Below are 26,428 nucleotides of genomic sequence, written 5' to 3'. Positions count from 1 at the left end.
CATGAAACAATTATTTCAGGATATAGTGATATTGTTGGTATGGATTCTTGTTTTATTAAGTTTATCATGGTCCCTTGTTAGGTTTACAGGGACGGTCCGCAGCACTGCTCTGGTTGCTGCCTGTAATGCGGAACTCAATAAACAAGAAACTAAGGAAATAGTAAAAAACACTATTGATATGACTTCCCAGACAGTATTGTTTTCGGGCAATAAGAACAATCGAAGGGTCTTACTTTTTCCAATATACACACCCTATGGTTTATCTCTTAATTTAGCTTTCATCAATGATAAAAATAATATTGATGCGCTCTATCCTGCGAGTATGAACTCTCGTTTTATTAATCATCGTATATCTAATGGGATGATGGATTTTTATGTAAATTTATGGATTTCTAACCCTCTTTTAACAGAGCAAAGGAGCAAATAAATGGATCGTTTAGAATCTCATCCTTTTTGGGGAACCCGATCTCCTTTAGCAGATTTTTCATATGTTCCGTTCCTGCTCGTTTCTTCTACCCGTTTTTCTATAGCTATTATAGGGACCCTCGCTCTTATTTGGACCTATTTACTTTCAAGTTTAACCTGTCTTGCGGCAGATCTATGGATTCCAAAAACATACAAGACAATTATCTCTGTGTTAATCAGCAGCTTCTGGTCCTTTCTTTTTGGTTTTCTGGTAAATTTGTTTTCTCCGCTCTTATTTCATGAACTTTTGTTTCCCCTCTCCCTTGTTCCGGTTGTTTATATATTTTCAGAACTGGAAGAAAAAAATACCGAAAAATCGTTCAAAGATACACTGAATCAGGTCATCATTCGTGCCCTGGTGCTCTCAGGTATCATGCTCCTACTTTCTTTGATTCGTGAACCCCTTGGTTTTGGATCGATTAGTTTGCCAACCAAAGAAGGTATTACAGCAATTTTAACTTCAGAAATTGCTGCAGATATGTCGGTAAGAATATTTGCTACTACCGGTGGTGGATTGATACTCCTCGGATTTGTCGTGGGGTTTTACCGTATCTTTAGAGCAATGTTTGTGAATTATTATGCTCAAAAGGAGAACAGGTAATGCAGATTTTGCTCTCTATTTTTGCTGCATTTTTCATGTTTAATGGCATTATCCAAAATGGTTTTGGTATTATGTATGCCGAAGATCCAAAAAAGGCTTTGGCTCCTCTTATTTCCCTGTTTTTATCGGGCGTGATGGGCTGGCTTATATATACATACGTGTTTAATCCCATTGGTTTTGGAGAATATGGAATATTTTTTTTATTTCCAGTCACTGTCTTATGTTGTGTGGTGGTTGATAGACTCAGTGCGGTCATTCAACATACAAAAGATAATGTTTTAGACAAATCTGTATTCAGCGGCTATGAGGGTATAGCCTTTTATGGTGCGTTTCAGACCCTTATGTTTGCCCAATCGTTATCGCAGGCCTTTTTATTTGCATTAGGCGGCGCCCTTGGTTTTATGTTTGTATTAATGATTTTAAATGGTATACAAAAACGATCAGAAATAGAGGGGGTTCCGATGTTTTTTAAGGGTCAGCCCCTATTGCTCATCTCTACAGGTCTTTTGTCTATGCTATTTTCAGCCCTCGTTCCTTTAGTAATACATCTTTTTAGCAGATAGGGCCTCATACTCAATGGTTTATATAGGCTCGCTGGGCGGATTTTTTAATAATTTGTGAGAATTCTTACTTTTCAGAGTGAACAATATCGTCTATTATATAGTATTCAAAGAATCGAACGGCGATAGAAGTGGAAACAATACATGAATAAAGTGAAAGTAATTATTATCAGTCATCATCATATACCGTTTGGTTCTTCGGAAGATGTATTTGAGACATATTATTCCCAGAACCTAAAACCTCTCATTACAAGTCTTTATCAAATACCTTATTTTTCTGTGGTAATGCACTGTTCTGGAACGCTATTTGAATGGTTAGAACGGCGTCATCCAGAACTTTTTATGATTTTTGAGGAACTGATAAACCGAAAGCAGATCGAACTGCTGGGGGGAGGGTTTTATGAACCAATTTTACCCCTCATATCGGTAACCGATAAGATTGGTCAGATTGAATTGCTTACTACTTACATAAGAAAACATTTTGGTAAGCGTCCCAGAGGTTGTTGGATTCCCGGCCTTGTGTGGGAACAAAACTTTGCATCCGTACTTAATGCCTGTGGTATTGACTATACTTTTGTGAATCACGCTCAGTTCACCGAAGTGTCCATGGATAGTGCTTTTGTTTCCCAGGCATTCATCACCGAAGATCAGGGAAAGCTCACCACATTGTTTCCTGTATATCGTGTCACGACCCCCGATGAAGCGCTGGCCTATTTAGCACAATTTAAAAAAAAGGCGGCACTTAAAAACCAAAAAGAATCTATCCTTTCAATGCTTTTAGATATAGAGACTCAATCAGAGGATGGGCATGAGAAATACAATCCAGAGATTTATATAAACCAGATTTTTAAATATTTAAAAGATGACTCCGATACTTTTGAATTAACCCTTCCGATTAAATACTTAAAACAGGATTTAACATTTTCCAAAACCTATTTAACAGGAGTAAACCTCAGAAAGACTCTGGTTAAACATTCCGAGGCTAATGGGCTTTATAGCAAAATGATTTATGTCCATACGCTCATTAACCAGCTTAGGGGAGACAAGGCACGGAAGAAAAATGCCCGGGAAGAGCTATGGAAAGCCCAAGGAATAGATGCTTTTGCGCTCGATTCAGCCCAGGGGATACAAAACAACTCTATCAGGAATGCTATGTACCGGGCTCTCATCGAAGCTGAAAAAATAACGAGAGAAAAGGGTGTATTCATTCCCTCTATATTAGCCTTTGATTTCAATTTAGACGGAAAGATTGAATATGTAATACAGGGTAATGAATTAAATTGTTATGTGGGTCTTCAGGGAGCCTCGATTTTTGAGCTTGATTATATGCCAGCTGCTACTAATTATACCGATACATTCTATGTGCAGGATGAGCTTCCCTATCCTGTTCCAAAACGGACTTCTTTTGTAGAATATCTTTGCCCTCCAGGATGTTCGCTCCATGAGATTATATCCGATAGTCAGCACCGGAACCGCTTTACTGGAAGGGAATTGTATCAGGAAGAATCTATAAACAAGCCGCACAATACAATAAGCTTTATTCTCGAAGCCAATCAAGCTGAGCCCTTTGGTAATATATCTATTAAAAAACAGTATGGGCTGAAAAAGAATACACTCATGCTGACCTATACCTTAATGAATAAGGGGTCTGAAACAGAACGATTTACTTTTTTACCTCACCTAGAGTTTTCTTTTAGTGAGTTTTCTACAAAGGCTTATCAATTGTTTATTGCAAGAAGCGGAGAAACCAAGGAATTGGACTTGGATATCCATGAGGTACGGAATACTGAACAAGTCATCTATAAGGACAACAAAAATGATGTGCTCATTTCTATAAAATCTGTGGTTCCCTTTGATGCTTGGCAATACCAGGTCTTTTCACCGCCCTCTGTTTATCAATCTACCTGTATACTGCCGATTCAGGAAATACTGCTTACTCCAGGAGAACAATGGGAGACAAGCTTTTATGTGAGTTTTGAAAAAAAACAGGGAAAGTCAGCCTTAGCTTGACATACCTGTAACTGCTCCCTATAGTAACACAATTATGAAGCGACGATTAGTAACCTCCGCATTGCCCTATGTTAATAATGTTCCCCATTTGGGAAACCTCATTCAGGTGCTTTCCGCCGATGTTTTTGCCCGTTTTTGCCGGCTTCGGGGCTACGACACCCTGTATGTATGCGGTACCGATGAATATGGAACTGCAACAGAGACTCGGGCCGCCGAAGAAGGTATAAGCCCCCGGGAACTCTGTGACCGGTATCATGCGCTGCATCGGGATATTTACCAGTGGTTTAATATTGCATTTGATAAATTTGGCCGGACTTCAACACCTATTCAGACTGAAGTAGTACAAGATATCTTTAAGAAGCTAGATGCTCAAGGTTTTATTGTTGAACGGAGCATTGAACAGCTCTATTGCGAACAATGCGGCCGCTTTTTGGCTGACCGGTATGTCCGCGGCGTATGTCCTCACTGTGGGTATAACGATGCCCGAGGAGACCAGTGCGAACAGTGCGGGAAGCTGCTCGAACCCACGGAACTCAAGGAAAGCCGCTGTTCTACCTGTGGGTCTCAGCCAAAACTCAAGTCTACCAAACATCTTTATATTGACCTCCCTCGCATTAAAGAGCGGCTTGAAGCCTGGATTACCGAGGCTTCGGTTAAAGGGTTCTGGGCTAACAATGCAATTCAGATGACCAATGCTTGGATACGGGATGGTCTTAAAGAACGGGCAATTACACGGGATCTGAAATGGGGTATACCGGTTCCTAAGGCAGGTTTCGAAGACAAGGTGTTTTATGTATGGTTTGATGCACCTATCGGCTATATATCCATTACGGGTAACCTTGCGGCTGATCGGGGGCAGGACTGGCGAGCCTTTGTCCAGGATTGGTGGAAGAATCCCGATGAAGTAGAACTGTTCCAGTTTATCGGAAAAGATAATATACCCTTCCACACGGTTATTTTCCCCTCCAGTCTTCTTGGAACAGGGGAAAAATGGACCATGCTGCACCATATGTCCAGTACTGAATACCTTAATTATGAAAGTGGCAAGTTTTCTAAATCCAAGGGTATTGGTGTTTTCGGTTCAGACGCAATGGAATCGGGTATCCCTGCGGATGTATGGAGATTCTATATTTTTTACAACCGGCCCGAAAAAGCAGATGCCCTTTTTACCTGGAAAGATTTTCAAGAGAAGGTTAATGGCGAGTTGATCGGTAACCTTGGAAACCTGGTCAATCGGACCCTGTCCTTTGTTTCCCGTTACTATGATGGAAAAGTACCTGAAGGAAAGCCGGACAGTGAATTTTGGAAAACCGTACAGGCCTATGAACAAACGATCTTAGAGAAACTTGACAAGGCGGAACTACGGGATGCGTTCCGCACTGTGTTTGAGCTTTCATCTTTTGCCAATAAGACCTTCCAGGACGGTGAGCCTTGGAAGACTAGAAAGGAAGATCCTGCCCGGGCTGCAAGTCTCATCCGCGACCTTTGCTATGTTGTACGGGACTTGGCAATCCTCATTCATCCCTATATTCCGGGCAGTGCGGAAAAGCTTGCTTCCTTCTTTGGTCTTACCATTGGTAAAGGAGGCCTTTCCTGTAAGGATCTTGGCACCCTCACTGGACTAGAAGCGGTACATAATCCGGAAGTCTTATTCAACAAACTGGAAGATGATTTAGTGCAAACCCTCCGTGATCGATATTCAGGAAGCCAGAAAGAAAGACATGACCGTGAAAAAGGACAGAACATGGATACCACATCAAAAGCCACTATTACTTCTACAGTAGCTCACAGTGAGGCTGATAAGCCGCTTCCCGAAATATCAGAAAACCTGGCGCATAAATTTGCATCTATGGTAGATCTCCGGGTTGCAAAAATTACCAGCATAGAACGGCATCCAAAGGCGGATAAGCTCTATATAGAGACGCTGGATGTAGGAGGAGGAGAGACCCGAACGATTGTGTCTGGTCTTGTACCTTATTACAAAGAAGAGGAACTGCTGGGCAAACACATTGTGCTGGTGTATAACCTCAAGCCTGCAAAACTCCGGGGTGTCGAGAGCAAGGGCATGCTTCTTGCGGCTTCTGCCCACAACAGTGACGGCACCGAGTCTGTAGAAGTCCTGGATGCAGGTTTTGCTGAACCAGGAACTCGTATACAGGTTGGCCACATAGCATTGCCGGTTCCACCTGCAGAAATTGATATTGATACCTTCTTCTCTATGCCCATTGTGGCTGAAAATGGCACCATTTTAGTGGATAAGGAGCCCCTGATCTGTAACGGCAAACCTTTAGCCACACAAAGGGTACTCCAAGGCGAGGTTGGTTGATGCCCCAGACGGCGTCCTATAGTCTTCGTTCCGTAGTTCCAACCGAATTAGGTCGTTGTGACGGGGCGAAAAGTTTTTTACAGTCCGGCTTTTGGGGCAGCTTTAAGGCCCGTTTTGGGTGGAACGCCCGTTCATTCCTGGTAGATTGGGGGGAAGGGGGAAAGCTGCCCCTGTTGGTAATTCGGCGCCGCCTTGGTCCAGGAGTCTCATTTGCCTATGTACCCCTGGGACCGGAATTACCTGCCCAATTTCCCGATTCGCAAGAGGAAAGGAATCAGGCCCTGCTTGATTTAGCCCAAGCCCTGCGGGATGCATTACCCCATGATACGGCTTTTATTCGTTTTGACCCGCCTTGGTTTACCATCGGAGAATATGCGGTACCCCCTCTCATAACAGGCCCCTTTGTCCGCTCTGGAGCGGATGTACAGCCTCCAGATACGGTTATCATTGATGTAAGCAAATCTACTGAAGAGATCCTTGCCTCTATGAAACCAAAATGGCGGTACAATATAAAGCTCGCAGGAAAAAAAGGGGTCACGGTAATCCGTATGGACGAAGCGGGGCTTGATCTTTTTTATGAACTGTATAAGACCACCGCGCGGCGCGATAAGATAGCCATTCATGGGATAAATTACTACAAAACGCTATTTGAACATGGTAAAGAATATCGCGATGGAAGTCAGGACCTGAGGCTTTATGTGGCCACCCATGAGGGAGATGCCCTCGCGGCAATTATTGTTTTATTCAGAGGAGAAGAAGCAACCTACCTCTACGGTGCTTCATCAGATGTAAAACGCAACCTCATGGCGCCCTATGCGCTTCAATGGAAGGCTATACAGGATGCCCATGAAAATGGCTGTCTCCGCTACGACTTGTTTGGGATTCCCCCGGAAGAAAATCCACGGCATCCCATGGCTGGTTTGTATAGATTCAAAACAGGATTCGGCGGGCAGATAATACATCGGAGCGGCAGCTGGGATTACGCGTATAAACCGCTTATTACAAATATGTTTCGATATGCTGAGTCTTTCAGGAAAAATATCCGATCTTTCAGAAAGGCCTTGCGCGCCCTAAGCAGGGGACAATAAACGAGGATCCTATGAACTTAGAAGCCTTTATCCTTGGTACCGGTGGCATGATGCCCCTTCCCAACCGATTTCTTACCTCCGTGCTGTTAAGACGGGAAGGTGAACTGTTTCTATTTGATGGGGGTGAGGGAACCCAGGTTTCTCTGCGAAAACTCAATTTGCGCTGGAAAAAAATATCCGCCATTTTTATTAGCCATACCCATGCGGACCATGTTACGGGTCTTCCAGGCATTCTTATGCTATCCTCTCAAGTTGATAGGGATGATCCCTTAACAATTATCGGTCCGCCAAAAATCGCAGAATACATTGAATCAAGCCGCAGGGTTCTTGATATGTACATCAACTATGAAATTGTCGTTAAGGAAATCAATGAGCCGGGCATCGTATATGAGGGCGATTCATTTCATATACGGGCATTCCCCTTACGGCATACTAAGCCCTGTGTAGGCTATGTGTTTGAAGAGGATGAACGGCCGGGGGCTTTTCATCCAGAAAAGGCGGAGGCCCTTAAAGTCCCGCGGGGTCCGCTGTGGTCTAAACTGCAGAACGGGGAACCGGTGCTTTCAAGTGATGGCATAATGGTTTACCCGGAACAAGTACTCGGAGAAATACGGAAGGGCCGGAAGTTTTCCTATGTAACCGATACGCTTGCATTCCCCGAAATAGCTCAAGAGGTCGCTAACTCAGACCTTTTTGTTTGCGAGGGAATGTTTGAGCGAGAACTGATTGAAAGTGCAAAAGAAAAAAAGCATATGACTGCAGAGCAGGCTGCCCACATTGCAGCCCAGGCGGGAGGAATAAAGCAATTAGCCCTCATCCATTACAGTCCCCGATATACGGAACATAATCTGAAACAGCTGCTCAAGGAAGCCCAAGCTATCTTCCCGAGAACCGTGCTTTCTCGAGATCGAGCTGTGTTTCCCATAGAATACGAAGATTGATCATTGTAACCATCGAAGTGTCTTATTTTTTCTTATCTTTTAGGATAGGAGAAAACACATGATAGAAGTGCAGCAACTTTCAAAACAGTACGGGAAGGTTCAGGCTGTTCGGAATGTGTCTTTCCAGGTTGGTACCGGCCAGGTTATTGGCTTATTAGGACCAAACGGGGCTGGAAAGACCACTATTATGAAAATTCTGACAGGGTATCATTACCCAAGCTCAGGCACAGCCCGAATCGATGGACTATCTGTGGAAGAACACCCAGAAGAAATCAAAAAACGGATTGGGTATCTTCCAGAAAACGCCCCATCCTATGGGGATCTCACGCCCCTTGAGTACCTTTCTTTTGTGGCAGAGGCCCGGGAAATCCCAAAACAACAAAGGGCGAACCGTATCAACGAAGTAATTAATATCTGTTCTCTTAAGGACGTGGAAAACAAACCCATAGAAACGCTTTCCAAAGGCTATCGTCAGCGCCTTGGGCTTGCCCAGGCTATTATCCATGACCCACCGATTCTTATTCTGGATGAACCGACCACCGGGCTAGACCCAAACCAAATTCTAGAAATTCGAAACCTCATCCGGGAATTGGGAAGGCGTAAAACCGTTATCCTTTCTACCCATATCCTCCAGGAAGTCGAGGCGGTTTGCTCCCAGGTTATTATTATTCACCAGGGAAAGATCGCAGCCCAAGGCACCAGTGCTGAAATCGGAAAACAACTCAAAGGCCAGGAAAGCTGGCACCTGGTTTTAACGGGAAAGCTCCCAGAAGTATTGCCCTCCCAATTTGTTTTCAAAGGTAATACCTTTAGACTTCAAGATTCAGCAAGGCTTGACCATGGGGGACTTTCGTTAAAAGTAGTTCATGTTGATGAAAATAAAGGAGCATCTGTCACTGCTCCTATACTTGGTGAAACCCTTTTTGATTGGGCTGTTGACTGTGGATATAAGATTATCCATATGGAACACCAAAAATTTAGTCTTGAGGATATCTTTGTACAGCTTACGCGAGAAGGAGAAGAAAAATGAACTGCTTTTCCAATCAAACAATAGCCCTCGCCAAAAAGGAGCTGCAATCAGCCTTAAATAGTCCAGCAACCTATGGTGTCTGGTTGTTTTTTATCTTTTTTACCAATGTAAGTTTCTTTTATCTTCAAAGATTTTTCAGCCTTGATTCTGCCTCCCTGCGTCCCTATTTTCAGATTATTCCCCTGGTTTATACCTTTTTAATCCCTGCCATTACTATGAAAAGCTGGGCTGAGGAACGAAAAACTGGAACGGCAGAAATTCTGTTAACCATGCCCTTTTCTGAATGGGATCTGGTACTTGGAAAATTCATATCCGCCTGCGTCATTCTTATTATTGCCCTCTTGTTAACCCTCAGTGTGCCATTAAGCCTCTTTCCGCTTGGGGACTTTGATAAAGGTGTCCTTATAAGTGAATATGTGGGAACTCTGCTGCTTGGAATGGCCGCTATTTCCGTCGGACTCCTTTTTTCTTCTTTAGCAAAAAATCAGATTAGTGCTTTTCTCGGCGGTGTGGTAGTTCTTTTGGCGATTATGCTTATTAACCAGCTTACGAGTTTTATAGATTTACCAAAGTTGCTTGCAGATTTTCTGAATTATTTTTCACTAGCCTTTCATTTTGAAAGTTTTGCCAAGGGAATTCTTGATAGCAGAGATGTGTTGTTTTTTCTGCTTGTTACAGTGCTGTTGCTTTTTGTGAATACAAGGATTCTGCAATTTAGAAAATGGAGTTAAATCATGAAAAAACAACAAGCTATAATCATTACCATCCTTACATTAACGGTCCTTGTACTTGGACTCCTCAATGCACAGCGAATCTATGTACGGTTTGATATAACCAGAAACAAATCTTTTACACTTTCTCAAGTATCACGGAATATTTATAAGGAAATACCAGAAAGGGTAACCATAACTTATTTTGTTTCGGATAAATTGGTTAAAATGCATCCGGTTCCTGGCGAAATAAAGGACCTGCTCCATGAATATGCAGCCCAGTCAAAAGGAAAAATAAGGTTTGTTGTAAAAGACCCGGTTAAAACCAGCATGGCCGTATCTGTTGAACGGCTTGGAATACAACCGCAGCAGATACAGACCGTAGAACAGGATCAGGCAAGCGTAGCAACGGTTTATACGGGTATTGTTATCGAATATCTTGATAAGACTGAAGTACTACCGGTGGTGTTTTCTACCGATACGTTGGAATACGATATTACTTCCCGTATCCGCAGCATGGTAAAAAACTATGATCGGGAAATCGGTGTACTCATCGGAGACGCGGATAAAAGCTGGACAACCGATTATCAGTATGTAGACAAGATGCTTCAAAAGGCAGGCTATAAGGTCCGCCAGCTTTACAAGGGAGATGAAATTCCTCAGAGCCTCTCAGGAATTTTTGTATTTGGAGGCACTGAAGATTTTGATGACTGGGACCTGTACCGTCTGGATTACTATTTACAGAATGGAGGAAAGATTCTGTATGCAGTGGATGGTGTATTTGTAGATTCCCGTTCAAATCTGCAAGCTCGGGCTGTGGAAGATAAGGGGCTCCTTAAAATGCTTGAAACCTATGGAGTGAGGATTGAAAAACAGCTTGTGCTTGACAAAGCAAACCTTACGATTCCCTATCAATCTATGGCTCTTTCTGGTGTGGTTCAGGTAAAACTCGTACGGTATCCTCACTGGGTTGTTGTGCTTCCGCAAAACAGTAACGGTAAACATCCGCTTACGGCCCGCTTCGGTGGACTGGACCTCTTTTGGGCGAGCCCGATCGCGGTAAATCCTCCTGCTGGAATAAGTTATGATACTCTTTTCTCGAGTACTAAGGATGCCTGGTTAATGACAAAGGATTTTGTAACAAACCCTGATATGGAGTCCTTGTTTACCAGTGAATCTGGTAAAACGAAGTCCCAGTACACCCTTGGGGCAGCCTTAGTTGGTAAGTTTCCCAGCTATTTTAATGGTAAAGCAAAACCGCTTAAGCAGGGATCAAAGGAAATGCTCCCCGATATGTCACAAGACTCTAAGGAAGGGAGACTCATCGTTATCGGAGACAGCGAATTTCCGACTACACTGGTACAATATACAAACAGCAGCAACAATCTCGAGTTTCTTGTACAGGCTGCGGACTGGCTCGGGAATGACAGTGATATTCTATCTATACGTACAAGGTTGCCCGCCACAAGCCGGTTAAACAAAATTACCGATCCTGATGAGCGGTCCCGTGCAGCACTTCTATCTCAGCTGATAAATATAATTTTTATACCCCTGATTATAATTGGGCTTGGCGTATACCGTAATGTAAAACGAAAACGTATGCTGCAATCCAAGGAGGCTCATCATGCAGTATCAGCATAAGATTCAAATCCTTGGTGCCCTGGGCGTTGTACTGTTGTTACTATTGATAGGCACCTTTATTTTTAATCCAGATACCACATTTGTCAGACAGTCTACTAGCAGATTACTAGAAAAGCAAACTATTCAGAAAGTAACAAAAATTGCTATAAAAAACGCTGACTTGCAGGAACTCACGTTTATTAAAAGAACCGGTCAATGGTATCTGAGCCGAGAGTCTAAAGAATATCCTGTAAAAAACCAGCGTATCGAAGATATGTTAAAACCCTTTGGGAATTCATTTATTATTCCTGTTCGTGCAACTACTGCCCAGGCTCATGAGCGGCTCGGTCTAGGGGCATCTGCGAGCCATATTACCATGTGGGATGAAAATACAGAAAAGCCTGTCTTGGATCTTTATTTTGGTAATCCTGATGCAACGGGTAAAGAAATATATTTCCGTTCCGCTAACTCGGATGTTGTCAAATCTATAGAAGACCAGTTTAGCTCCTACATACAGAGTAGTCCCCAGTCTTGGTATGATTTACGTCTCTTCCCCCAAACTGGTACACAGGGTTTAAAATCTGAACTCGTTCAAAAAATAAGCTGTTCTGGAAATGCATCGGGTAATTTTAGCCTTAGCAGGACAGGCCAGGCATCTTGGAGCGGTGCTGGAGGAAACCTTAATTCTAAAGAACTGGATACAAAAAAAATTGATTCATATATCCAGGACCTTATAAATGCCAGCGGCGATGATTTTGTCGACACTATTAATGAACAGGCTCGAGTAGACAAAACAATCATCACCCTAGAACTAGGAGATGGAAGGACTAAAAAGATAACTATAATATCCGACCATGAAAGCCGTTCTCATTGGGCAACCGTTACTGACACTCCCTATATGTATCAGCTATCTGAATGGCAATTTAATAAAATTGTAAAAGAGAGCGCATATTTTATAAAAACAGAGCAATAGAAGTTCTTTCAAAACGGTTGCATGCTTTCTCTGTGAATCAGTATGCAACCGCAAGCAATCGCAAAGCGTAGTAACAGACTTTTGAAATTGGCTCAGGTTTTTGAAGAAATATATGCCCGGTACCGTTCAGGATCGCTTTTAAAGGCCACAATAGGTGATTTTTTATCTTCCAGGGCCTTTTCTAAAGCTCGGGAAGCTTCCAGCAAAAGCCGGTCCGCATCGAGCAGCCTGCCCGATCGGGAACTTAAACCGATCCCCCATATCGTGCGGCGCAGCACTTCTGAGTTTATTTTTGAAAAAAGCTTATTGCTGAACTCTTCTGCCATTTTAAAACTGTGATCCAGATCGATATTTGGTAGCAGGATACAAAAACCATTACCTTTCCATTCAAAGATAAGATCCCGGAATGTAAAAAATGCAACAATATGATCGGCAATCATTTTAAAGAGGTCTGGATAATCTGCATACGTAAGTTCTGGAAACGCAATAATCAATACCGTTAAATCCTGTTCAAAAGAGGCGCTCCGATGCAGTTCCGCTTCGAGCCGTTCTTTTGTGTAATCTTCCCAACTTACTGAAAGCAGTGGGGTATAAAGCCCCCGCGGGCTGTCTTTACAATTACAATCTGATGCTACTTCCTCTACCGCGGGCTTAAAAACCGTAGCATCCATATCTGGAATTTCAAAGGGGAGGTCATCCATAAGAGGATTCGATGGACTAGTTTGCTTATTCACACCTTTACTATCATAGATTGGCTCAGTTTCGGCTGCTGTTTCAGATGTACCTGAGAATGCTACCGTACCTATAGCCAGTACCAAGGCAATGAGAATAGCAAGCAGGCTATTTAGTAAAATTTTCTTAATCAAATTGTAATCTATCTCTTCAGCCACTGCGCTGACGGTGACATTTCGGTAACCTTCCACTGGTATAGGACGAACAAAGGGAGGTTTGGTAAGTCCAAAATTTTGTACAAATTGAGGTTCTGCATCGATCCATACCAGGTAGCCAGGCTTTTTTTCAATCGCGTATACCACTCCATCTCCATTTGAAATCATGACGGCTGCCAATACTGAGGATGATTCTAAGGTATCTTTAACCGATTCCCGGAAGGGGTCTGCCATAAAGCCGAGTACTGCCGCGGCGGCAGCCTTATCGGTGAGGGAAAGAAAATCCTGTTGTGCTTGAGCTTTTCTTTCTTTAATAGAATTGCTAATGGTAAGTATGGCAAAAAGCAGGGCTGAAACATACAAAATTCCACATATTATGGCTACAATGGTAGTATACTTGGTCCGCATACAGATATTATATACGTTTTTGTTATTTCATGCTACAATAATAGTATAGAGCAAAGGAGAATCCAATGAGGGTACGAAAACCAGTACTTCCGTCCGGTTGGTATCCGCAAACGCCTGCATCTATAGAAACCTTTATTTCTCGTGTACGGGCTAGCTATTCATCTCAAAAATTCAATGAACAAGATGCAATCGCTTGTATTGTACCTCACGCAGGGTGGACTTTTTCTGGTTCTATAGCACTATCCGCACTTTTAAGCCTTAAAAAAGATCCAGAAACTATTGTTGTTTTAGGTGGACATCTTGGCCCGTCTCAGCAACCGCTTATGCTTATGGAAGACGGTGCAGAAACACCTTTTGGAATTTTTCCCATCGATGTAAGTTTTAGGAATATTCTTTTAGAAAAAATTCAATGTAAAGCCGATGTGTTTCAGGATAATACCGTAGAGGTGCAATTACCCTTTTTGCACTACTTGTTTCCCGAATCTCAGTTACTATGGATGCGTATGCCCGCTAATATGATTTCCTATGAACTGGGAAAAACTATTGCAGCCATAGCTGCCGCTCACCACAAAGATATTAGGGTTGTGGGTTCCACAGATCTCACCCATTATGGGCCGAATTATGATTTTACCCCCATGGGAGACGGTGAAACTGCTTACCAATGGGTTACTAAGGAAAACGATGCATCCTTCATCAAAGCCATTTTAGCGATGGACAGGGAAACTGTATTGCAGAAAGCTACAAATGATTTAGCAGCCTGTTCTGTCGGGGCAGTCCTCGGAATTATGGGGTTTGGTGAACTGAATAAAACCCTCAAGCCAGAACTGCTGGCTTATGGAACAAGCAGGGATGTGTATGCTTCTGATTCCTTTGTTGGTTATGCGTCTATTATTTGGCACTAAAAGATAAAAACGGAGAAAGCTGCTGGAGCGTCATATCCTTCACTTTGGCAAAAAGCATATGAAGCGGGATATCCGGATTTTTTCTTCTGAGAAAGGCTGCAAGGGGGAGTAGGGTGGTAAAAACATCCCGTTCTGTTTCAGAAAGCTGCATCATATACTGTGGGAGCGGTACAAGAAGGTCAGGCATTTTTTCTACTATCTTGGCATAGGAATGCAAAAACTCACTGCCTGTTGTATGGCTTGCCCCTGCTGTAAACACACTTTTGATAAGCCCCCTTTTGGATCTATGTAATTTCTGAGGAACAGATATGGGCGCACCCTTACCTTCCATAATGACAAGCTGTGCTTCAAGGTGGTTTGCAAGGGTTTCCAGTTTTTTGCGATAGCTTATAAGCGGTTTTGTTTCATATCTCCATGATGTTTCTGAATCAACTTTGGTAAGAAGTATGTTTCTAAATAAGAAGGCACTGAATGATGACTCAGCCGGATGCAGACGATCCTGCTTGTTAGCAAAGAGTTTATGAATATATGTGCCCCGTACATAGGATTCACCTTCTGGATAGGAAAAATCTGCGCCGTACAGTGTTATAGTGCTGGCACCGAGCTGGTTAGCCAGGGCTACCGCGGCATAGGTAACATTACCGCCCGAGGTGTCCACCAGCGGAAAGGGTCTCCAATATTCAGAAATATATCGAGTAAACGGATGCCCGCCAGAAAAAAAGCAGGTATTTTCTGAAACGCTGGCTACCACGGGAGGACTTGAAAGGTCAAGAAAGAGGGGAATATGTTTAGGAATTCCAGAAAGAAAATGATAATAACTGATATGCTGGCAATCAATAGATATCACCGCATCCGGTTCAATCCCATGTTCTAAAAGGGCTGGCAAGGATGTGTCGGTTGCAAGAATATATGTCTTTTTGCGATTCTGCAAGAGGTGAGGAAGTTGTATTTCAAGGGAAGGCCCCGCCGCGGTAACTGAAACATCCCGTCCCATGGAAATAGCTTTTGAATGTTTTTCGGCAATAAAAATATTTCTTACCGTATTCGAAAACCAGGGCCTGCCAAAATATGCCTGTACCGAATAATCTTCGGAAATCGTATGTATACAGTCTTGCAGCGTTTCATAGGCTTCTCTAAAAGGTTCTGGATCCGCATCTACCCGGGATCGGAGGGGAATAACCTGTATTCCTCCGTGCAGTGCAGGTTTATATACGGAAACTATGTAATTAAAAAGCATCTCAGGGTTTGGATCCACAATGAGGGTAACACGAGGATCACTGAGAATAGAAACATAATCGATGAGCGATAAGAGCTCTGCACAGGCGTTAAGATTAAAATCTATAATAACAATAGACTGAATATCTTTGCGTTGAAGCGCTGCCTGTGCATGGTAGCCTCCGCCAAGACCAAATAAAATAAGAAAGCCAGAATTTTGTACCGTAGCAATGAGCCGTTCGGCCTCTTTAGAGGGATCAAACAACGAGTGAAGGGGTCGCTCTCTTTTAATAAAAGGTACAGGAAGATTACTTTTTGAATTAACTAGATTATAAAAGCCTAATGTTGTCTCCGCATTGCTGAGCCTGGCACATAAATCTGGGGCTTTCAGATGCAGTGCCAAAAGATTCCGATCAAAGAGTTCAGCCCTGTTCATAAGGATCTCCTCAAGTAAATAGTTCTGTCAATTCTTTTTCAATTTCTGGAACAGATAAATGTATTCTTCTTCCTGTAATGAGATAGCTTAATTCCTGTCGCATTTGTTCATTATCTTCGGAATGTAAAATGTTTGAACAGAACAAGGATACTAAGGATGTGGGACTATACTGCTCTATTGGTATTTTACTTGACATTCCATAGAATGCCGGTTCAGTAGATACATCCCAATAAATGTTCTCAGAAGCAGGCAGCATCGAGAAACGGGGATGTTTTGATCCGAGAACGGAGATCCGATCCCGGTTATTTGCAAAATACCAATCGAACCAGTGGGCATACACATCCAAGGCTTGAGTATTTGCACCATTGTGCAATCTTGTGAATTTAATACTATAGAGTGGAGATAGGTGGTTGACCCTTTCCTCGAGATAAAAATCAAGACCATAGGGCCGTGCATGTGTTTGAATATCCCGGATGCCCATATCCATACCAGTGATATAGATTTTTCCGGTTGTAAGAAAAAGAGCTAGATCGATAAGCGTTGCAGACACGGTACCTCGTTGCGGCAATTGCAAAAAAGGTATTCCGAGCAGAGCCAGAAATCTCTGTTGCCATTGGCTTCCGTCGCTAATGATGATCTGGGGGACCTGGGCTGCCTGGGAGCAGGTTTTTGCGTACAACATGACCGCCAAAGAAAAGGGCAGGGAATTGGACTGTTGCGTTGAAATTTGACGGACCCTGCGTAATTGATCAAACAAGTGAAAGGCAGCCCAGGTCCCCCCATCGGTAGCAACCGATAAAGTGGGTACAATACGATGTTCAAGCAATGCTGGCACTGCAGATGCGGCTGCTACTATCAAAAGGGGGCCTTGCTGCAGCGCTTTGACAATGAGCGGTATAGCCTCCTCCAAGCTTGGCCCTGCGCCAGCTACGATACAAGGTATTGAACCAGGTTCAAAAAAGATTGGATTTTTTAAGTATGTTAAATTCCTAAAGCTGTTTTTGAGCCAGGTTTTACCAAAGGCCTTTGTGGTCCTATTGTTTGCTGTTTCTCGATCAAGAAATTGTTTTATTTTCCTGAGCAATACCTGATATGCGGATCCAAAAGCTGCTTCAGAGGGCTTCCATATACACAAATATGTCTGAGATCCTTCAGGTATTTCTTTTTCAAGAAAGGAAATTACATCAAGATAGCATGAGGGATTCCAGACCCCTGTTCCTTCTCGGTCATGTGTATGAGGGCATGAAACAAAAAAATCAGAAATATGTATGACAAGTAATTTTATATATGGATATGTTTCACGAAGAAAAGGAATAATATAACCAAGCCCAGGTTCTAACAGAATAATGAAATCAGTATTTTCAGGAATTTCAAGTGCTCTTACAAACCGCTGCGCTTCATGCAGCGGATCATAGGGAGAATGTATATATTTATTTTCTGAAATTAACGTTGGAGGGCCAGAGCGGCTTGGTACCAAACTTAAGTTCATGCAATACGTTCAAGTGCCACAAGGCTATCGGCAGTTTCGAAGGAGTCTAGTAGTTTGATATTAAAGCTGTTTTGAATACGATGAAATAATAGCTGCGGATCTATAGCGCTTTCTGTAACGACGAGCAGTCTTTGATCGTCGAGCATATGAAGACGGGCTTTTTTACCAAGAGCTTTTTCGAGGGCTTCTAGATTCTGAGGTTTTTCGAATATGCCAAAGGATAAGGTGGCCCCCGGCTGGAGTAGTTCTGAAAATACCGTGTGTATCCATTCAGAAGGATTCCATCGCTTGTCTTCGCTTTTTATATCGGTTAAAAAAAGAGAGCGAATATGCTCCAGTATCCATGACAGGTCAGCGTAAGCAATTTTTTCTTCTGGATCTTCAAGAAATACTATACTGAGAGACCTCTCGGAGGATCTATGCAATAAATAAGCCCGGGCGGATTTTATATAGGTATGAGAAAAAATATCCTTATTTTTTATAAAATCCGCTGAAAACCAAGCACCTTCTTGTGAAGGAAGAAGAGAAGTAATCTCGGGCATCGGTACAGAAAAAGAGGGAATATCAAGCCCAAGAATTTCCTTGGCAGTACATATATTATCCCTTTGTTCAAGCACAATGGCACCTTGAAACGGTGTATAGGTTTTTAAAAGAGATAATACGGTGTAAATTCTGTTGTTAGCTGGAGCTAAGCGTATAATTCTTTCCACCAGCGCTTCTGCCATTGGATCCGGTTTATAAACGGCAGAAGCGCCTGCGGCCCGTTGCAATAATCCCATTATGCCAAACCTAATTCTTCAAAAAGCTTTTTATAGGTCTCAAAATACTCGGATTTTGCGAATTCTTCTATTTTTTCTTCAGGCAGTGATTCAAGGAGTTGATCCATATATGAAAGGACTGCCCTTATTTCCTGTGTTAAATCCGGTGAAACAGCTGGTTTTGCAGTAGAAGTGGGAGCGCTATCTTGTTGAACCGCCGGAGCTACTTCTTCTATTTCTTCAAGTACCTCTTCTTCTGCGGGAGCCTGTGACAATTCAATTGGCTCAGCTTCTTCGCTTTCTACTACAAAACCCTCAGGAATGACTTCTTCGAAACTTTCTTCCTGTACTGGGGTAGAGATTTCTTCAAGATCTTCAAAGCGAGGCAGCGTTTCTTCTATTGTAGGTTCTGCAGGAAGCGGCTCTTCTTCTATGCTTGGAGTCTCAAGATCCAAGAGTTCGATATTATCCTCTTCTGGGACTTCGATTTCAGTGAGATCAGAACCCTGATCCTCCACATGCAGTACTTCTTCAGTATCAAGATCGATATGGATATCTTCAATAGAAGGTTCTTCCAGGGGGTGCTCTTCCAAAACAATACCGCTCAAATCGGGTTCTTCTATAACAGCCTCAGATAAATCAAGCTGAGAAGAATCTTCGAATGAGGTTGACTCTAGCTCCTCTTCGAGATAGCTGATATCTTCAGGCGCTTCGGTTATTGGTCTCACCCCTTCTTCTTGGAGAGTTGCTAGATTTTCATCCATTGGCAATTCAACAATTTCTTCTTCTATCTGTTCTGTTTTTTCGACTTCAGATACAGGGGCACTTTCGGAAATGCTTGCAGAAATATCGGAAAGGTCTTCAGAAATTAGATCTTCCTTATCACTGAGAAACGCCGAGTCATCCAATTGGAAGGATTCAGAAAGGGTTTCATTAACAGTTTCTGGAGTTTTGGGTAATTCCAAACTTTCAACTGTTTCAGCCTCTACCTTTGGCTCAATTTCGGATGAATCAATTAAATCTGTATCTTCCACATCGGTAATAACAGCTCCGGCTTCTTCGGTAAACTCGGCAGTATTAAGGATATTATCTAGTTCATCACCGGTGAGGGCAATTTTTTCATCCTCTTCATCATCAAAAAAGCCGCTGCTTTTTTCTTCCTGTTCTGCTTCGGCAGGAGCAGCTTGAGGAACATTACCCTTGTAAACAGCTAATTCTTCTTTCAAAGTAAAGAGTTCTTTTTTAATTGATGAAAGCTCATCGGCTATCTTCATGAGCAGCTGAGTAGATAGATCAACCGTAGTTCCCTGTTTAGGCTCTGCTGCTACAATCCTTTCATGTTGCGGTCTTTCCGCTATACTCGCAGCGGTTTCTTCAAGTTCCTTATGAACCGCCTCTATGTCATTAAAATCACTCGGTTTTTCTTCTTGTTCAGATTCCGAAAGCACTTCTTGACTCTGAACTTCTTGTGATTTTTCGCTCTCTTCGCTTTCTTCGCCCAAATCGCTTAAGAAATCATCAAAATCAGAAACGGTTTCAAGGTTTAAATCTGTATCCTTTGCTTCGCTGACTGTCCCAATATCCGTAGCATGTTCAGCGCTCATCATATTAAGGTCTACGGACTCATTAAATTCGAGATCAATGTCAAGCGGTTCTTCTTCGCTTTCATTTTGTTCAGAGACAGTTTCTGTTTCAAAGCTTTCGGAGTCGAGAAAATCATCCATTGAAAGTTCAGTAAATTCATCGGATGACGAGGATTTTTTTTCTTCTTTTTTATATTCAATATTTTTAGAACTTTCTTGTTTTTCTTCTGCTTTAGACGAACCTTCTTCGAAACTTGCAAAGTCCAAGTCTTCAAAGGAACTTAATTCTTCAAATTGACTATTAGATTCTGATGCCTTTGGCAATTCTTCAACAGAAAAATCCTCCGGTTCAGACAGATCTCCGAAATCAGGCAAGGTTTCAGCCTTTGCCTCGGTGCTCTCTGATACTTTTTCCGTATCTTTAGCTTCGGGCAAGTCCAGATCTGAAAAAGTATCCATCTCCAGATCGGGCAGATCTTCGATGTCCGGAAGAGAAGGTTCAAAGGAATCGTCCAACAAAGAATCGATTTCTGTAGTTTTTTCGGTTTTCATAGTGTCAGATACATCCTTTGGTTCGCTTTTTACCCAGACTCCGTATTCGTCCAGTTCTTCAGATGAGCCTATAGTTGAACGATCTGTAAAAATAGATGGATCTTTATCGATTGCCATTACCTTCTCCCGCCTTAGGATACAAAGGTTTCTCTCGCCCAATGGCCAGAGGGGCCCTTTTACTTCTAAATATCGACACTAGCATGAAAAAATTAATACATCTCTATTCATTAATCGTATCTAACCTATCTGTACTTGTCAATGGAGACTGCTAAAGTCTTATGTGTATAAATCCGTAAATCAAGTAATGAAGCTTCGATACATCATGCTTTCCCTCTGGGTGGCTGTCGCGGTATATTCTACTTTCTCTTACTTATACGGACCGACAGGTCTTTCTTCTATGAAGCGCTTGGAATTGCAAAAAGCAAGATTAGAAAAGAATTTAGAAGAACTTGAACAAATTCGGCAAAATCTAAGTTATTCGGTCAATTCATTGTTATATGACCGGGAAACCCTAGAGGTGTTGGCTCGGGATTTAGGGTATGGTAAACCGGGGGAATATTTTATCCGAATTTCAGGAGCTGATTCGGTATTTAAAAGCCGTGTAGTTGTCGGCGGTCTGGTTCGATCGGAAAACCCTGAGGCTATCCTGGGTGAGTCGCAACTGCGCATAATTGGTTTTGCAAGCGGACTCATTACATTCTTTTTCTGTCTTTTATTTGGCGCTGGATCTAAGAAGGCTGGAAAAAAGCGGTTTTAATTGGCGGTACGCACCCATTCCGCGGTGCGCTCCGTATCATGGATAATTTCTATTATTTTTTCTCCATCATAACGGACACCGGTGCTCATCTTCTTGCCGATAAGAGATGTATTATTATATTCAGAAAAGATCCAACGCATGGGTTGGGCCTGTTTAACCATTTGACTTGCTATTTTATAGGGGAGCGGGTGGTAATATCGGTCTATGTTAGGCGATGTCTGAACTACGATCAAGCTTCCGTTTTCAATTTTATAGCGAAGCTCCATTTTGGCTCCAGAAGTAAAAATAGCCTGTCCATACCCACCGGGAAATAGTCGTACTATTTCTATACCTTTATCTCCCTGCCATGTGCCAATAATATCAGATTCCCTGGTTATCGCTTTTTGTACAGATACTGAGTTCGCCTTTGTTGTATCCGCTTGCTGCATATAGGTTTTTAATAGCAGAGATTTTAGATTAGCAGAGAGTGAATCTATATCCGGTTCTATCGAAGAAAAACTGATTTTCTCTCCCGTTTTAACTTTTATAACTTCCAAGGTCAGAAGGTAGTTGCTTCCAAGGGTGCCGAGATTCCCCTGCAGAAGGAAATCAGCAGAAAGTAGATCTCCGATTTTCTGTGAGGCCGATATATTTAAAGAAAATTCCCATTCAGACAGTATTTTGTCCCGATCGCTCGGGGCAACAAGACGGAAAAGCCCAAGCTGGGTGGTATAGCTTTGAACCAATTTTTCGATTTGCTGTCCTTCATGAGCCAGCTCTGAAGGGGCCGTAAAGGGCAAAATAGCCAGCACTGGTAGCGTTTTTTGAGCAAAAATGGAAAGGCTTATATTGAAAAACAAAACCCACAGGGCAGCATTCCGTTTGGTCATTGTGCTATAAGCCCCTCCTCGTTAATGCAATTTCTCTCTGAACTCCCTGGATACTTCCCGTTGTATATCCCGTTCACGTATATCCGCCCGTTTGTCAAAGGCTTTTTTCCCCTTGCATAAGCCTAATTCTACCTTGACTTTCCCGTTTTTAAAATAGAATGAGAGAGGAATGAGAGTATAACCTTTTTCTTCTACCTTGCGGGCTATCCTTTTAATTTCATCTTTATGAAGTAAAAGCTTTTTTTTCCTGTCCGGATCGTGATTGAATACGGATGAAAAAGGGTTTTCTGCAATGCGAAAAGAACGGAGCCATATTTCACCATTTTCAACTTCTGCCCAGGCATCGGGAAATGAAATTTTTCCATCCCGGATAGATTTAATTTCAGTTCCCATGAGGACAATACCGCATTCATAGGTTTCATCAACCGAGTAGTCATGGCGGGCCTTGCGGTTCACCGCGATGATTTTAACAGCCTCACTCATTCAGAACCTCGATTGCGAACACTGGCCGGAACCCTACAAAGGGAGAAGATGAGTCTGGAGGAAGGGATGCCCTTGTTTCAGGCTGTATGCTCTGGGTTTTATTAGCCCACGAACCGCCTTTAACAACATATTCAGGGGACCCAAGGCTTTTCTGGTAGAGTTCTGGAGCCTTTAGGTCCGGAAAGGGGACGAAGGGATCAGCACACCATTCCCAAAGGCCGCCGTTTATATGAGCAAACGCCTGGTTTCCGAACTGGGTTGCGGCGATATACCATTCGGCTTCGGTGGGAAGCCTTACCCGAAATACTGAGCCGTTTACTTGGCGGTTTCCCTGCGTCACCTTAGTATCGAGCCACTTGCAGAAAGCCTCGGCGGCAAAGCGGGAAACACCAGGGGCGGCCCCGGCGGGGAAGGCGCTGTCTTCTGGCGTTTCAAGGTAGTCGGGTCCCACAAGACCTTGGGATTCAAGGCTGTTTTTATTGCTTTTTGCCCATTTGGGGTTTTCTGCCACAAAGGCGTCCCAGTCTTTTTGGCTTATTTCCCGTTCAGCCATATAATAGATCTGATTTTCCCCTTTAATTTCCCAGAACTGCACTGGACCAATGCTGATTTTTTTCCCTAAACGCACCGATTCCTTTTTTAACACACCAAGAGAGATTTGTGGGTCCGATGCGGCTTGCTTATACCACGCAGAATCGGTAAGTACCTTGGCGCTGTTAGAGGGCAGTACGGTTCCCAGCCAGCGGGCAGAACTTGGATTGTCATTAAGGTAGCTGAGGCTATCCTGAATGGCCGAAAGCAGTGCAAGTCCCGAAGGAGCTTGGCCAGAAGCTGCGGCAAGAAAGATGGCCCGGGAAAGATCCCGCAAGGCAACAGAAGTGTTTGCAAAGCGGCTAGAGGCAGCAAGGATCCCCTTTAGTGCTTCGGCTTTGCCGCTTGTTGCGGCTAAGTGTGCTCCGCGGTACATGGCTTCGGAAAGTACCATGGGCACCTGGTAGGTAGCGCTGGGTTCTCCCGCAAAACTCCAGGCACTGAAAGCCTTTGCCCCTTCAAGTACGGTTTCTAGAGGGTCGTTTGTTTTTAGTTCTACAAATAATTGCTTCCGTATCGGGAAAAGAAGGGAAGCAAAGAGGCGGTTACCTGAATTTACCTTAGACTCTGCGGAGGTAAAACCGGGAAGCACGGCAGTTATAGTCCGTTTTCCCTGGGGAACAAATATAGTGCAGGGACTGGTTCCCTGGTATACATCATCAATTCTGATTGCAGCTCCGGACGGTTCGGTACGAATCGTGTAATAGGAACCCCGTTTGGTGAGCCCTGGATAGACAAGCAGCATAAAAAGCAGTCCCAATAGAACTATCAAATAGAGGCCTGTAAGATATATTCCAGGTTGTATGCCAAACACGGGTTTTAACGAAACCTGATCTTCGGGGGTAATTTCAATTTTTTTTCTGTTAAATCCAAACATGGGCGAATTATAAGTTGGCAGATAGACCTTGTCAACGATGGCCCTTCATGGTAGGTTTTGTCTATGGAACAGGGCAAGGATTTTTTTATCACTGTGCAGCGGTTTACCGAAAGGGTCCTTACGGTCCGGAAGGCAAAATTACGGATAAAAAAGGAAAAACAAAAGGCTAAAAACCCCATACTCGACTGGATCGAAGCTTTTTTATGGGCCGCCGGGATGGTACTGCTCATCAATCAATATCTGTTTCAAGCGTACCAGATTCCATCCGGTTCCATGATAGACACACTGCTGATTGGGGATCGCATTTTTGTAAACAAATTGGTCTATGGCCCCGAATTGCTGCCTGGTTTTGGTAAGCTTCCCAGCCCTTTTAAGCCCCAGCGGAACCAGGTCATTATTTTCGAAAACCCTTCATATATTTCACGGGGTCCGGCCTTTGACGTGCTTCAAAGGGTTCTGTATATGCTTACCCTTTCGCTGGTCGATATTGACCGTGATGAAAATGGTTCTCCGAAAGCCCATTTCCTTATTAAACGGGCAGTCGGCATGAGCGGTGATACCCTAACCATGAAGCAGGGCGAAATGTATTTCCTCTTTCCCGGCGAGACCAGGGTGGTTTCCGAACGAGAGTATCTTAAGTCAAACAATGCAGAACACCCTATTAACAGGTTGATGGATGTATCGACCTATCCAGCGCTTCAGGCCGCGGGGCGAATGGCAGCCTTTTCTGATCTTGGCCTTGCTGTTCCCCAGTATTTACAGGACCAGATAAAAAATGCTGCAAATATGAGTTACCCAGATTATCTAGAACATGAACGATCTCGTATTTCGGTTTTACAGGCTGCAAATCCCCAGGACCGGCGCTACACGATGCTGTCTACCCGGTTTCGGCTTGGATGGTACGTTCCGGAGGGCCGTATTTTCCCCATGGGCGATAACCGGGATAATTCGCGGGATGGGCGGTATTTCGGCCCAGTCCGTTTGAGCAGAGTCTTGGGGCAGGGTGCAATAAAATACTGGCCCCTCTCCCGTTTTGGGCTTATAAAATAAAGGTCTACTATGATTTATAAGAAATGGCAGCGGTATTCTTACACCGCACAGCGGCATCAACGTCATCGGATATTGTTAGCCCTTTCGTGGATTATTGGGGTCTTTTTTTTGTATCTTTTTATTTCCAGCTACCTGGTGTTTTCTTTTCGCATAGAATCCCGTTCTATGGAAAAAGCCCTTACGGTCGGTGATATAGGCTTTGCATTGTCTACCCGTCTCTTCCCTAAGGATGAAGAAAATTCATGGTTCCCCTATAAACGCGGAAGCCTTGTGGTGCTTGAAAAATCCTTTACTACAGAGCGGCAGAGTTGGTATATTCGCCTCTGGGATAATATAATTGACTTTTTTACTGCCCAACAAATTAATCCATCTGAAGATCCCAAACGCCTGTTTGTAAAGCGTATTATCGCCCTTCCCGGGGATGAAGTCTCCATCATCAACAATGTGGTCCGTATAAAACCTGCAAAACAGAACTATACCTTAACTGAGTTTGAACTCAGCGGGGTTGCCTATGATATTATTGTGCCTGAAAATACAGCTGCCGCAGGAGAAGAACTTCCTTTCTCTGCGCAGTTCGGGCCGCTGCACCTCAATGAAGGCGAATGCTTTGTGCTTTCTGACGATCGCAGGGACTGCAACGATTCACGCACCTGGGGTCCTGTTCCGATAACAGACCTTCGCGGCAAACCTATTTTCCGATACTGGCCTTTTCCCAGGATCGGTAAATTGTAAGAAAGCCCTTTGAAATGACTGCTTCCCTCTACATCCATATTCCCTTCTGTATCTCCCATTGCGATTACTGTGATTTTTATTCAGAACTTGCCCCGTCAACAGCTCTTGATCAATTTGCCGCAGTTCTGCAAACCGAGCTAGAGAGGGTATGTAATCATTACAACATTAGTTCAGTTCCAACCCTTTATATCGGAGGCGGAACCCCCTCGGTGCTGGGCTGGCGAAGGCTAAAAATGATTCTTGACCATTGTAACCGCCTTTTTCCATCATGGCCTATGGAGGTCACGGTAGAGGCAAACCCTGAATCGTTGGATGATGCTTTGCTTGCCATGCTCAAGGACAGGGGGGTGAACAGGATCAGTCTGGGCATTCAATCTTTAGAGAAAGATGCTCGGCAAGCGGTTCACCGAAACGGTTCAGCAGCCCAATGCCGCATAGCCCTGGCGCAAACGGCCCGCTATTTCCCCGCATCCTTTTCAGCGGACCTTATGGCGGGGCTTCCCTTTCAAACCCAG

24 protein-coding genes are annotated in these 26,428 nt (G+C 43.4%); 16 read left to right on the top strand and 8 right to left on the bottom strand.

Going from position 1 to position 26,428, the window contains the following annotated elements:
- Position 1 precedes the first annotated feature (1 nt).
- From Q7P68_RS08910 to Q7P68_RS08860, 11 genes are all read left to right on the top strand, one after another.
- Positions 2 to 427 carry a hypothetical protein gene (locus tag Q7P68_RS08910; RefSeq protein ID WP_304224884.1) on the top strand — a complete coding sequence of 142 codons (426 nt, stop codon included), beginning with the start codon at positions 2 to 4 and terminating at the stop codon, positions 425 to 427.
- On the top strand, positions 428 to 1,066 hold the full coding sequence (locus tag Q7P68_RS08905; protein WP_304224883.1) for an Rnf-Nqr domain containing protein: 639 nt from the start codon (positions 428 to 430) through the stop codon (positions 1,064 to 1,066).
- Positions 1,066 to 1,629, top strand: coding sequence for a hypothetical protein (locus Q7P68_RS08900; protein WP_304224882.1), 564 nt, complete (start codon positions 1,066 to 1,068; stop codon positions 1,627 to 1,629). The genes Q7P68_RS08905 and Q7P68_RS08900 overlap by 1 nt, the downstream gene beginning before the upstream one ends.
- Positions 1,630 to 1,770: 141 nt before the next feature.
- On the top strand, positions 1,771 to 3,636 hold the full coding sequence (locus Q7P68_RS08895) for an alpha-amylase/4-alpha-glucanotransferase domain-containing protein (protein WP_304224881.1): 1,866 nt from the start codon (positions 1,771 to 1,773) through the stop codon (positions 3,634 to 3,636).
- Positions 3,637 to 3,670: 34 nt separating this feature from the next.
- A complete protein-coding gene (gene metG, locus Q7P68_RS08890) occupies positions 3,671 to 5,962 on the top strand; it encodes a methionine--tRNA ligase (protein WP_304224880.1) in 2,292 nt (763 codons plus the stop codon).
- Entirely contained in the window at positions 5,962 to 7,050 is a 1,089-nt protein-coding gene (locus tag Q7P68_RS08885; protein ID WP_304224879.1) for a lipid II:glycine glycyltransferase FemX, read from the top strand. Before metG ends, Q7P68_RS08885 begins: the two co-directional genes overlap by 1 nt.
- Positions 7,051 to 7,061: 11 nt before the next feature.
- Entirely contained in the window at positions 7,062 to 7,991 is a 930-nt protein-coding gene (locus tag Q7P68_RS08880; protein WP_304224878.1) for a ribonuclease Z, read from the top strand.
- A gap of 58 nt (positions 7,992 to 8,049) precedes the next feature.
- A complete protein-coding gene (locus Q7P68_RS08875) occupies positions 8,050 to 9,021 on the top strand; it encodes an ABC transporter ATP-binding protein (RefSeq protein WP_304224877.1) in 972 nt (323 codons plus the stop codon).
- Positions 9,018 to 9,752, top strand: coding sequence for an ABC transporter permease subunit (locus Q7P68_RS08870; protein ID WP_304224876.1), 735 nt, complete (start codon positions 9,018 to 9,020; stop codon positions 9,750 to 9,752). Before Q7P68_RS08875 ends, Q7P68_RS08870 begins: the two co-directional genes overlap by 4 nt.
- A 3-nt stretch (positions 9,753 to 9,755) precedes the next feature.
- Entirely contained in the window at positions 9,756 to 11,372 is a 1,617-nt protein-coding gene (locus tag Q7P68_RS08865; protein ID WP_304224875.1) for a GldG family protein, read from the top strand.
- Complete coding sequence (locus tag Q7P68_RS08860; protein WP_304224874.1) at positions 11,356 to 12,324, top strand: DUF4340 domain-containing protein; 969 nt, start codon at positions 11,356 to 11,358, stop codon at positions 12,322 to 12,324. The genes Q7P68_RS08865 and Q7P68_RS08860 overlap by 17 nt, the downstream gene beginning before the upstream one ends.
- A 92-nt stretch (positions 12,325 to 12,416) precedes the next feature.
- On the opposite strand, the gene Q7P68_RS08855 is transcribed toward Q7P68_RS08860, so the two are convergent.
- Complete coding sequence (locus tag Q7P68_RS08855; protein WP_304224873.1) at positions 12,417 to 13,619, bottom strand: GGDEF domain-containing protein; 1,203 nt, start codon at positions 13,617 to 13,619, stop codon at positions 12,417 to 12,419.
- A 65-nt stretch (positions 13,620 to 13,684) separates the two neighbouring features.
- Between Q7P68_RS08855 and amrB the strand changes: the two genes are divergently transcribed.
- Complete coding sequence (gene amrB, locus Q7P68_RS08850; RefSeq protein WP_304224872.1) at positions 13,685 to 14,521, top strand: AmmeMemoRadiSam system protein B; 837 nt, start codon at positions 13,685 to 13,687, stop codon at positions 14,519 to 14,521.
- Here the strand turns inward: amrB and Q7P68_RS08845 are convergent.
- The 4 genes from Q7P68_RS08845 to Q7P68_RS08830 form a co-directional block, all read right to left on the bottom strand.
- Positions 14,508 to 16,172, bottom strand: a complete 1,665-nt coding sequence (locus tag Q7P68_RS08845; RefSeq protein ID WP_304224871.1) for a motility associated factor glycosyltransferase family protein — start codon at positions 16,170 to 16,172, stop codon at positions 14,508 to 14,510. The two genes, amrB and Q7P68_RS08845, sit on opposite strands and share 14 nt — an antisense overlap.
- 10 nt (positions 16,173 to 16,182) lie before the next feature.
- On the bottom strand, positions 16,183 to 17,307 hold the full coding sequence (locus tag Q7P68_RS08840; protein ID WP_304224870.1) for a 6-hydroxymethylpterin diphosphokinase MptE-like protein: 1,125 nt from the start codon (positions 17,305 to 17,307) through the stop codon (positions 16,183 to 16,185).
- A 350-nt stretch (positions 17,308 to 17,657) separates the two neighbouring features.
- On the bottom strand, positions 17,658 to 18,440 hold the full coding sequence (locus Q7P68_RS08835) for a hypothetical protein (RefSeq protein ID WP_304224868.1): 783 nt from the start codon (positions 18,438 to 18,440) through the stop codon (positions 17,658 to 17,660).
- The gene (locus tag Q7P68_RS08830; RefSeq protein WP_304224867.1) at positions 18,440 to 20,554 is read right to left on the bottom strand and encodes a hypothetical protein; all 2,115 of its coding nucleotides are present in this window, start codon (positions 20,552 to 20,554) and stop codon (positions 18,440 to 18,442) included. The genes Q7P68_RS08835 and Q7P68_RS08830 overlap by 1 nt, the downstream gene beginning before the upstream one ends.
- Positions 20,555 to 20,858: 304 nt before the next feature.
- Here Q7P68_RS08830 and Q7P68_RS08825 point away from each other — a divergent pair, with 304 nt between their 5' ends.
- Complete coding sequence (locus Q7P68_RS08825; RefSeq protein ID WP_304224865.1) at positions 20,859 to 21,311, top strand: FtsB family cell division protein; 453 nt, start codon at positions 20,859 to 20,861, stop codon at positions 21,309 to 21,311.
- Here the strand turns inward: Q7P68_RS08825 and Q7P68_RS08820 are convergent.
- Genes Q7P68_RS08820 through Q7P68_RS08810 form a run of 3 tightly spaced genes read right to left on the bottom strand, consistent with a single transcriptional unit; the run spans position 21,308 to position 24,131 of the window.
- A complete protein-coding gene (locus Q7P68_RS08820; RefSeq protein ID WP_304224863.1) occupies positions 21,308 to 22,180 on the bottom strand; it encodes a TP0183 family DNA metabolism protein in 873 nt (290 codons plus the stop codon). The two genes, Q7P68_RS08825 and Q7P68_RS08820, sit on opposite strands and share 4 nt — an antisense overlap.
- Positions 22,181 to 22,201: 21 nt before the next feature.
- Entirely contained in the window at positions 22,202 to 22,663 is a 462-nt protein-coding gene (smpB, locus tag Q7P68_RS08815; RefSeq protein WP_304224861.1) for an SsrA-binding protein SmpB, read from the bottom strand.
- Positions 22,656 to 24,131, bottom strand: a complete 1,476-nt coding sequence (locus tag Q7P68_RS08810; protein ID WP_304224859.1) for an SUMF1/EgtB/PvdO family nonheme iron enzyme — start codon at positions 24,129 to 24,131, stop codon at positions 22,656 to 22,658. Before Q7P68_RS08810 ends, smpB begins: the two co-directional genes overlap by 8 nt.
- A gap of 63 nt (positions 24,132 to 24,194) precedes the next feature.
- Between Q7P68_RS08810 and lepB (Q7P68_RS08805) the strand changes: the two genes are divergently transcribed.
- The 3 genes from lepB (Q7P68_RS08805) to Q7P68_RS08795 all read left to right on the top strand — a co-directional run.
- Complete coding sequence (gene lepB / locus Q7P68_RS08805; RefSeq protein ID WP_304224857.1) at positions 24,195 to 25,181, top strand: signal peptidase I; 987 nt, start codon at positions 24,195 to 24,197, stop codon at positions 25,179 to 25,181.
- A gap of 9 nt (positions 25,182 to 25,190) precedes the next feature.
- On the top strand, positions 25,191 to 25,913 hold the full coding sequence (gene lepB, locus Q7P68_RS08800) for a signal peptidase I (protein ID WP_304224855.1): 723 nt from the start codon (positions 25,191 to 25,193) through the stop codon (positions 25,911 to 25,913).
- Positions 25,914 to 25,927: 14 nt separating this feature from the next.
- Positions 25,928 to 26,428, top strand: a 501-nt coding sequence (locus tag Q7P68_RS08795) for a radical SAM protein (RefSeq protein ID WP_304224854.1), incomplete at its 3' end; no start/stop codon positions are given.

The sequence above is a fragment of the Gracilinema caldarium genome (assembly GCF_029265695.1).
Lineage (GTDB): Bacteria > Spirochaetota > Spirochaetia > Treponematales > Breznakiellaceae > Gracilinema > Gracilinema caldarium_A.
The sequence above is the reverse complement of the archived record's forward strand: the minus strand, read 5'-3'. Positions and strand labels throughout refer to the sequence as shown.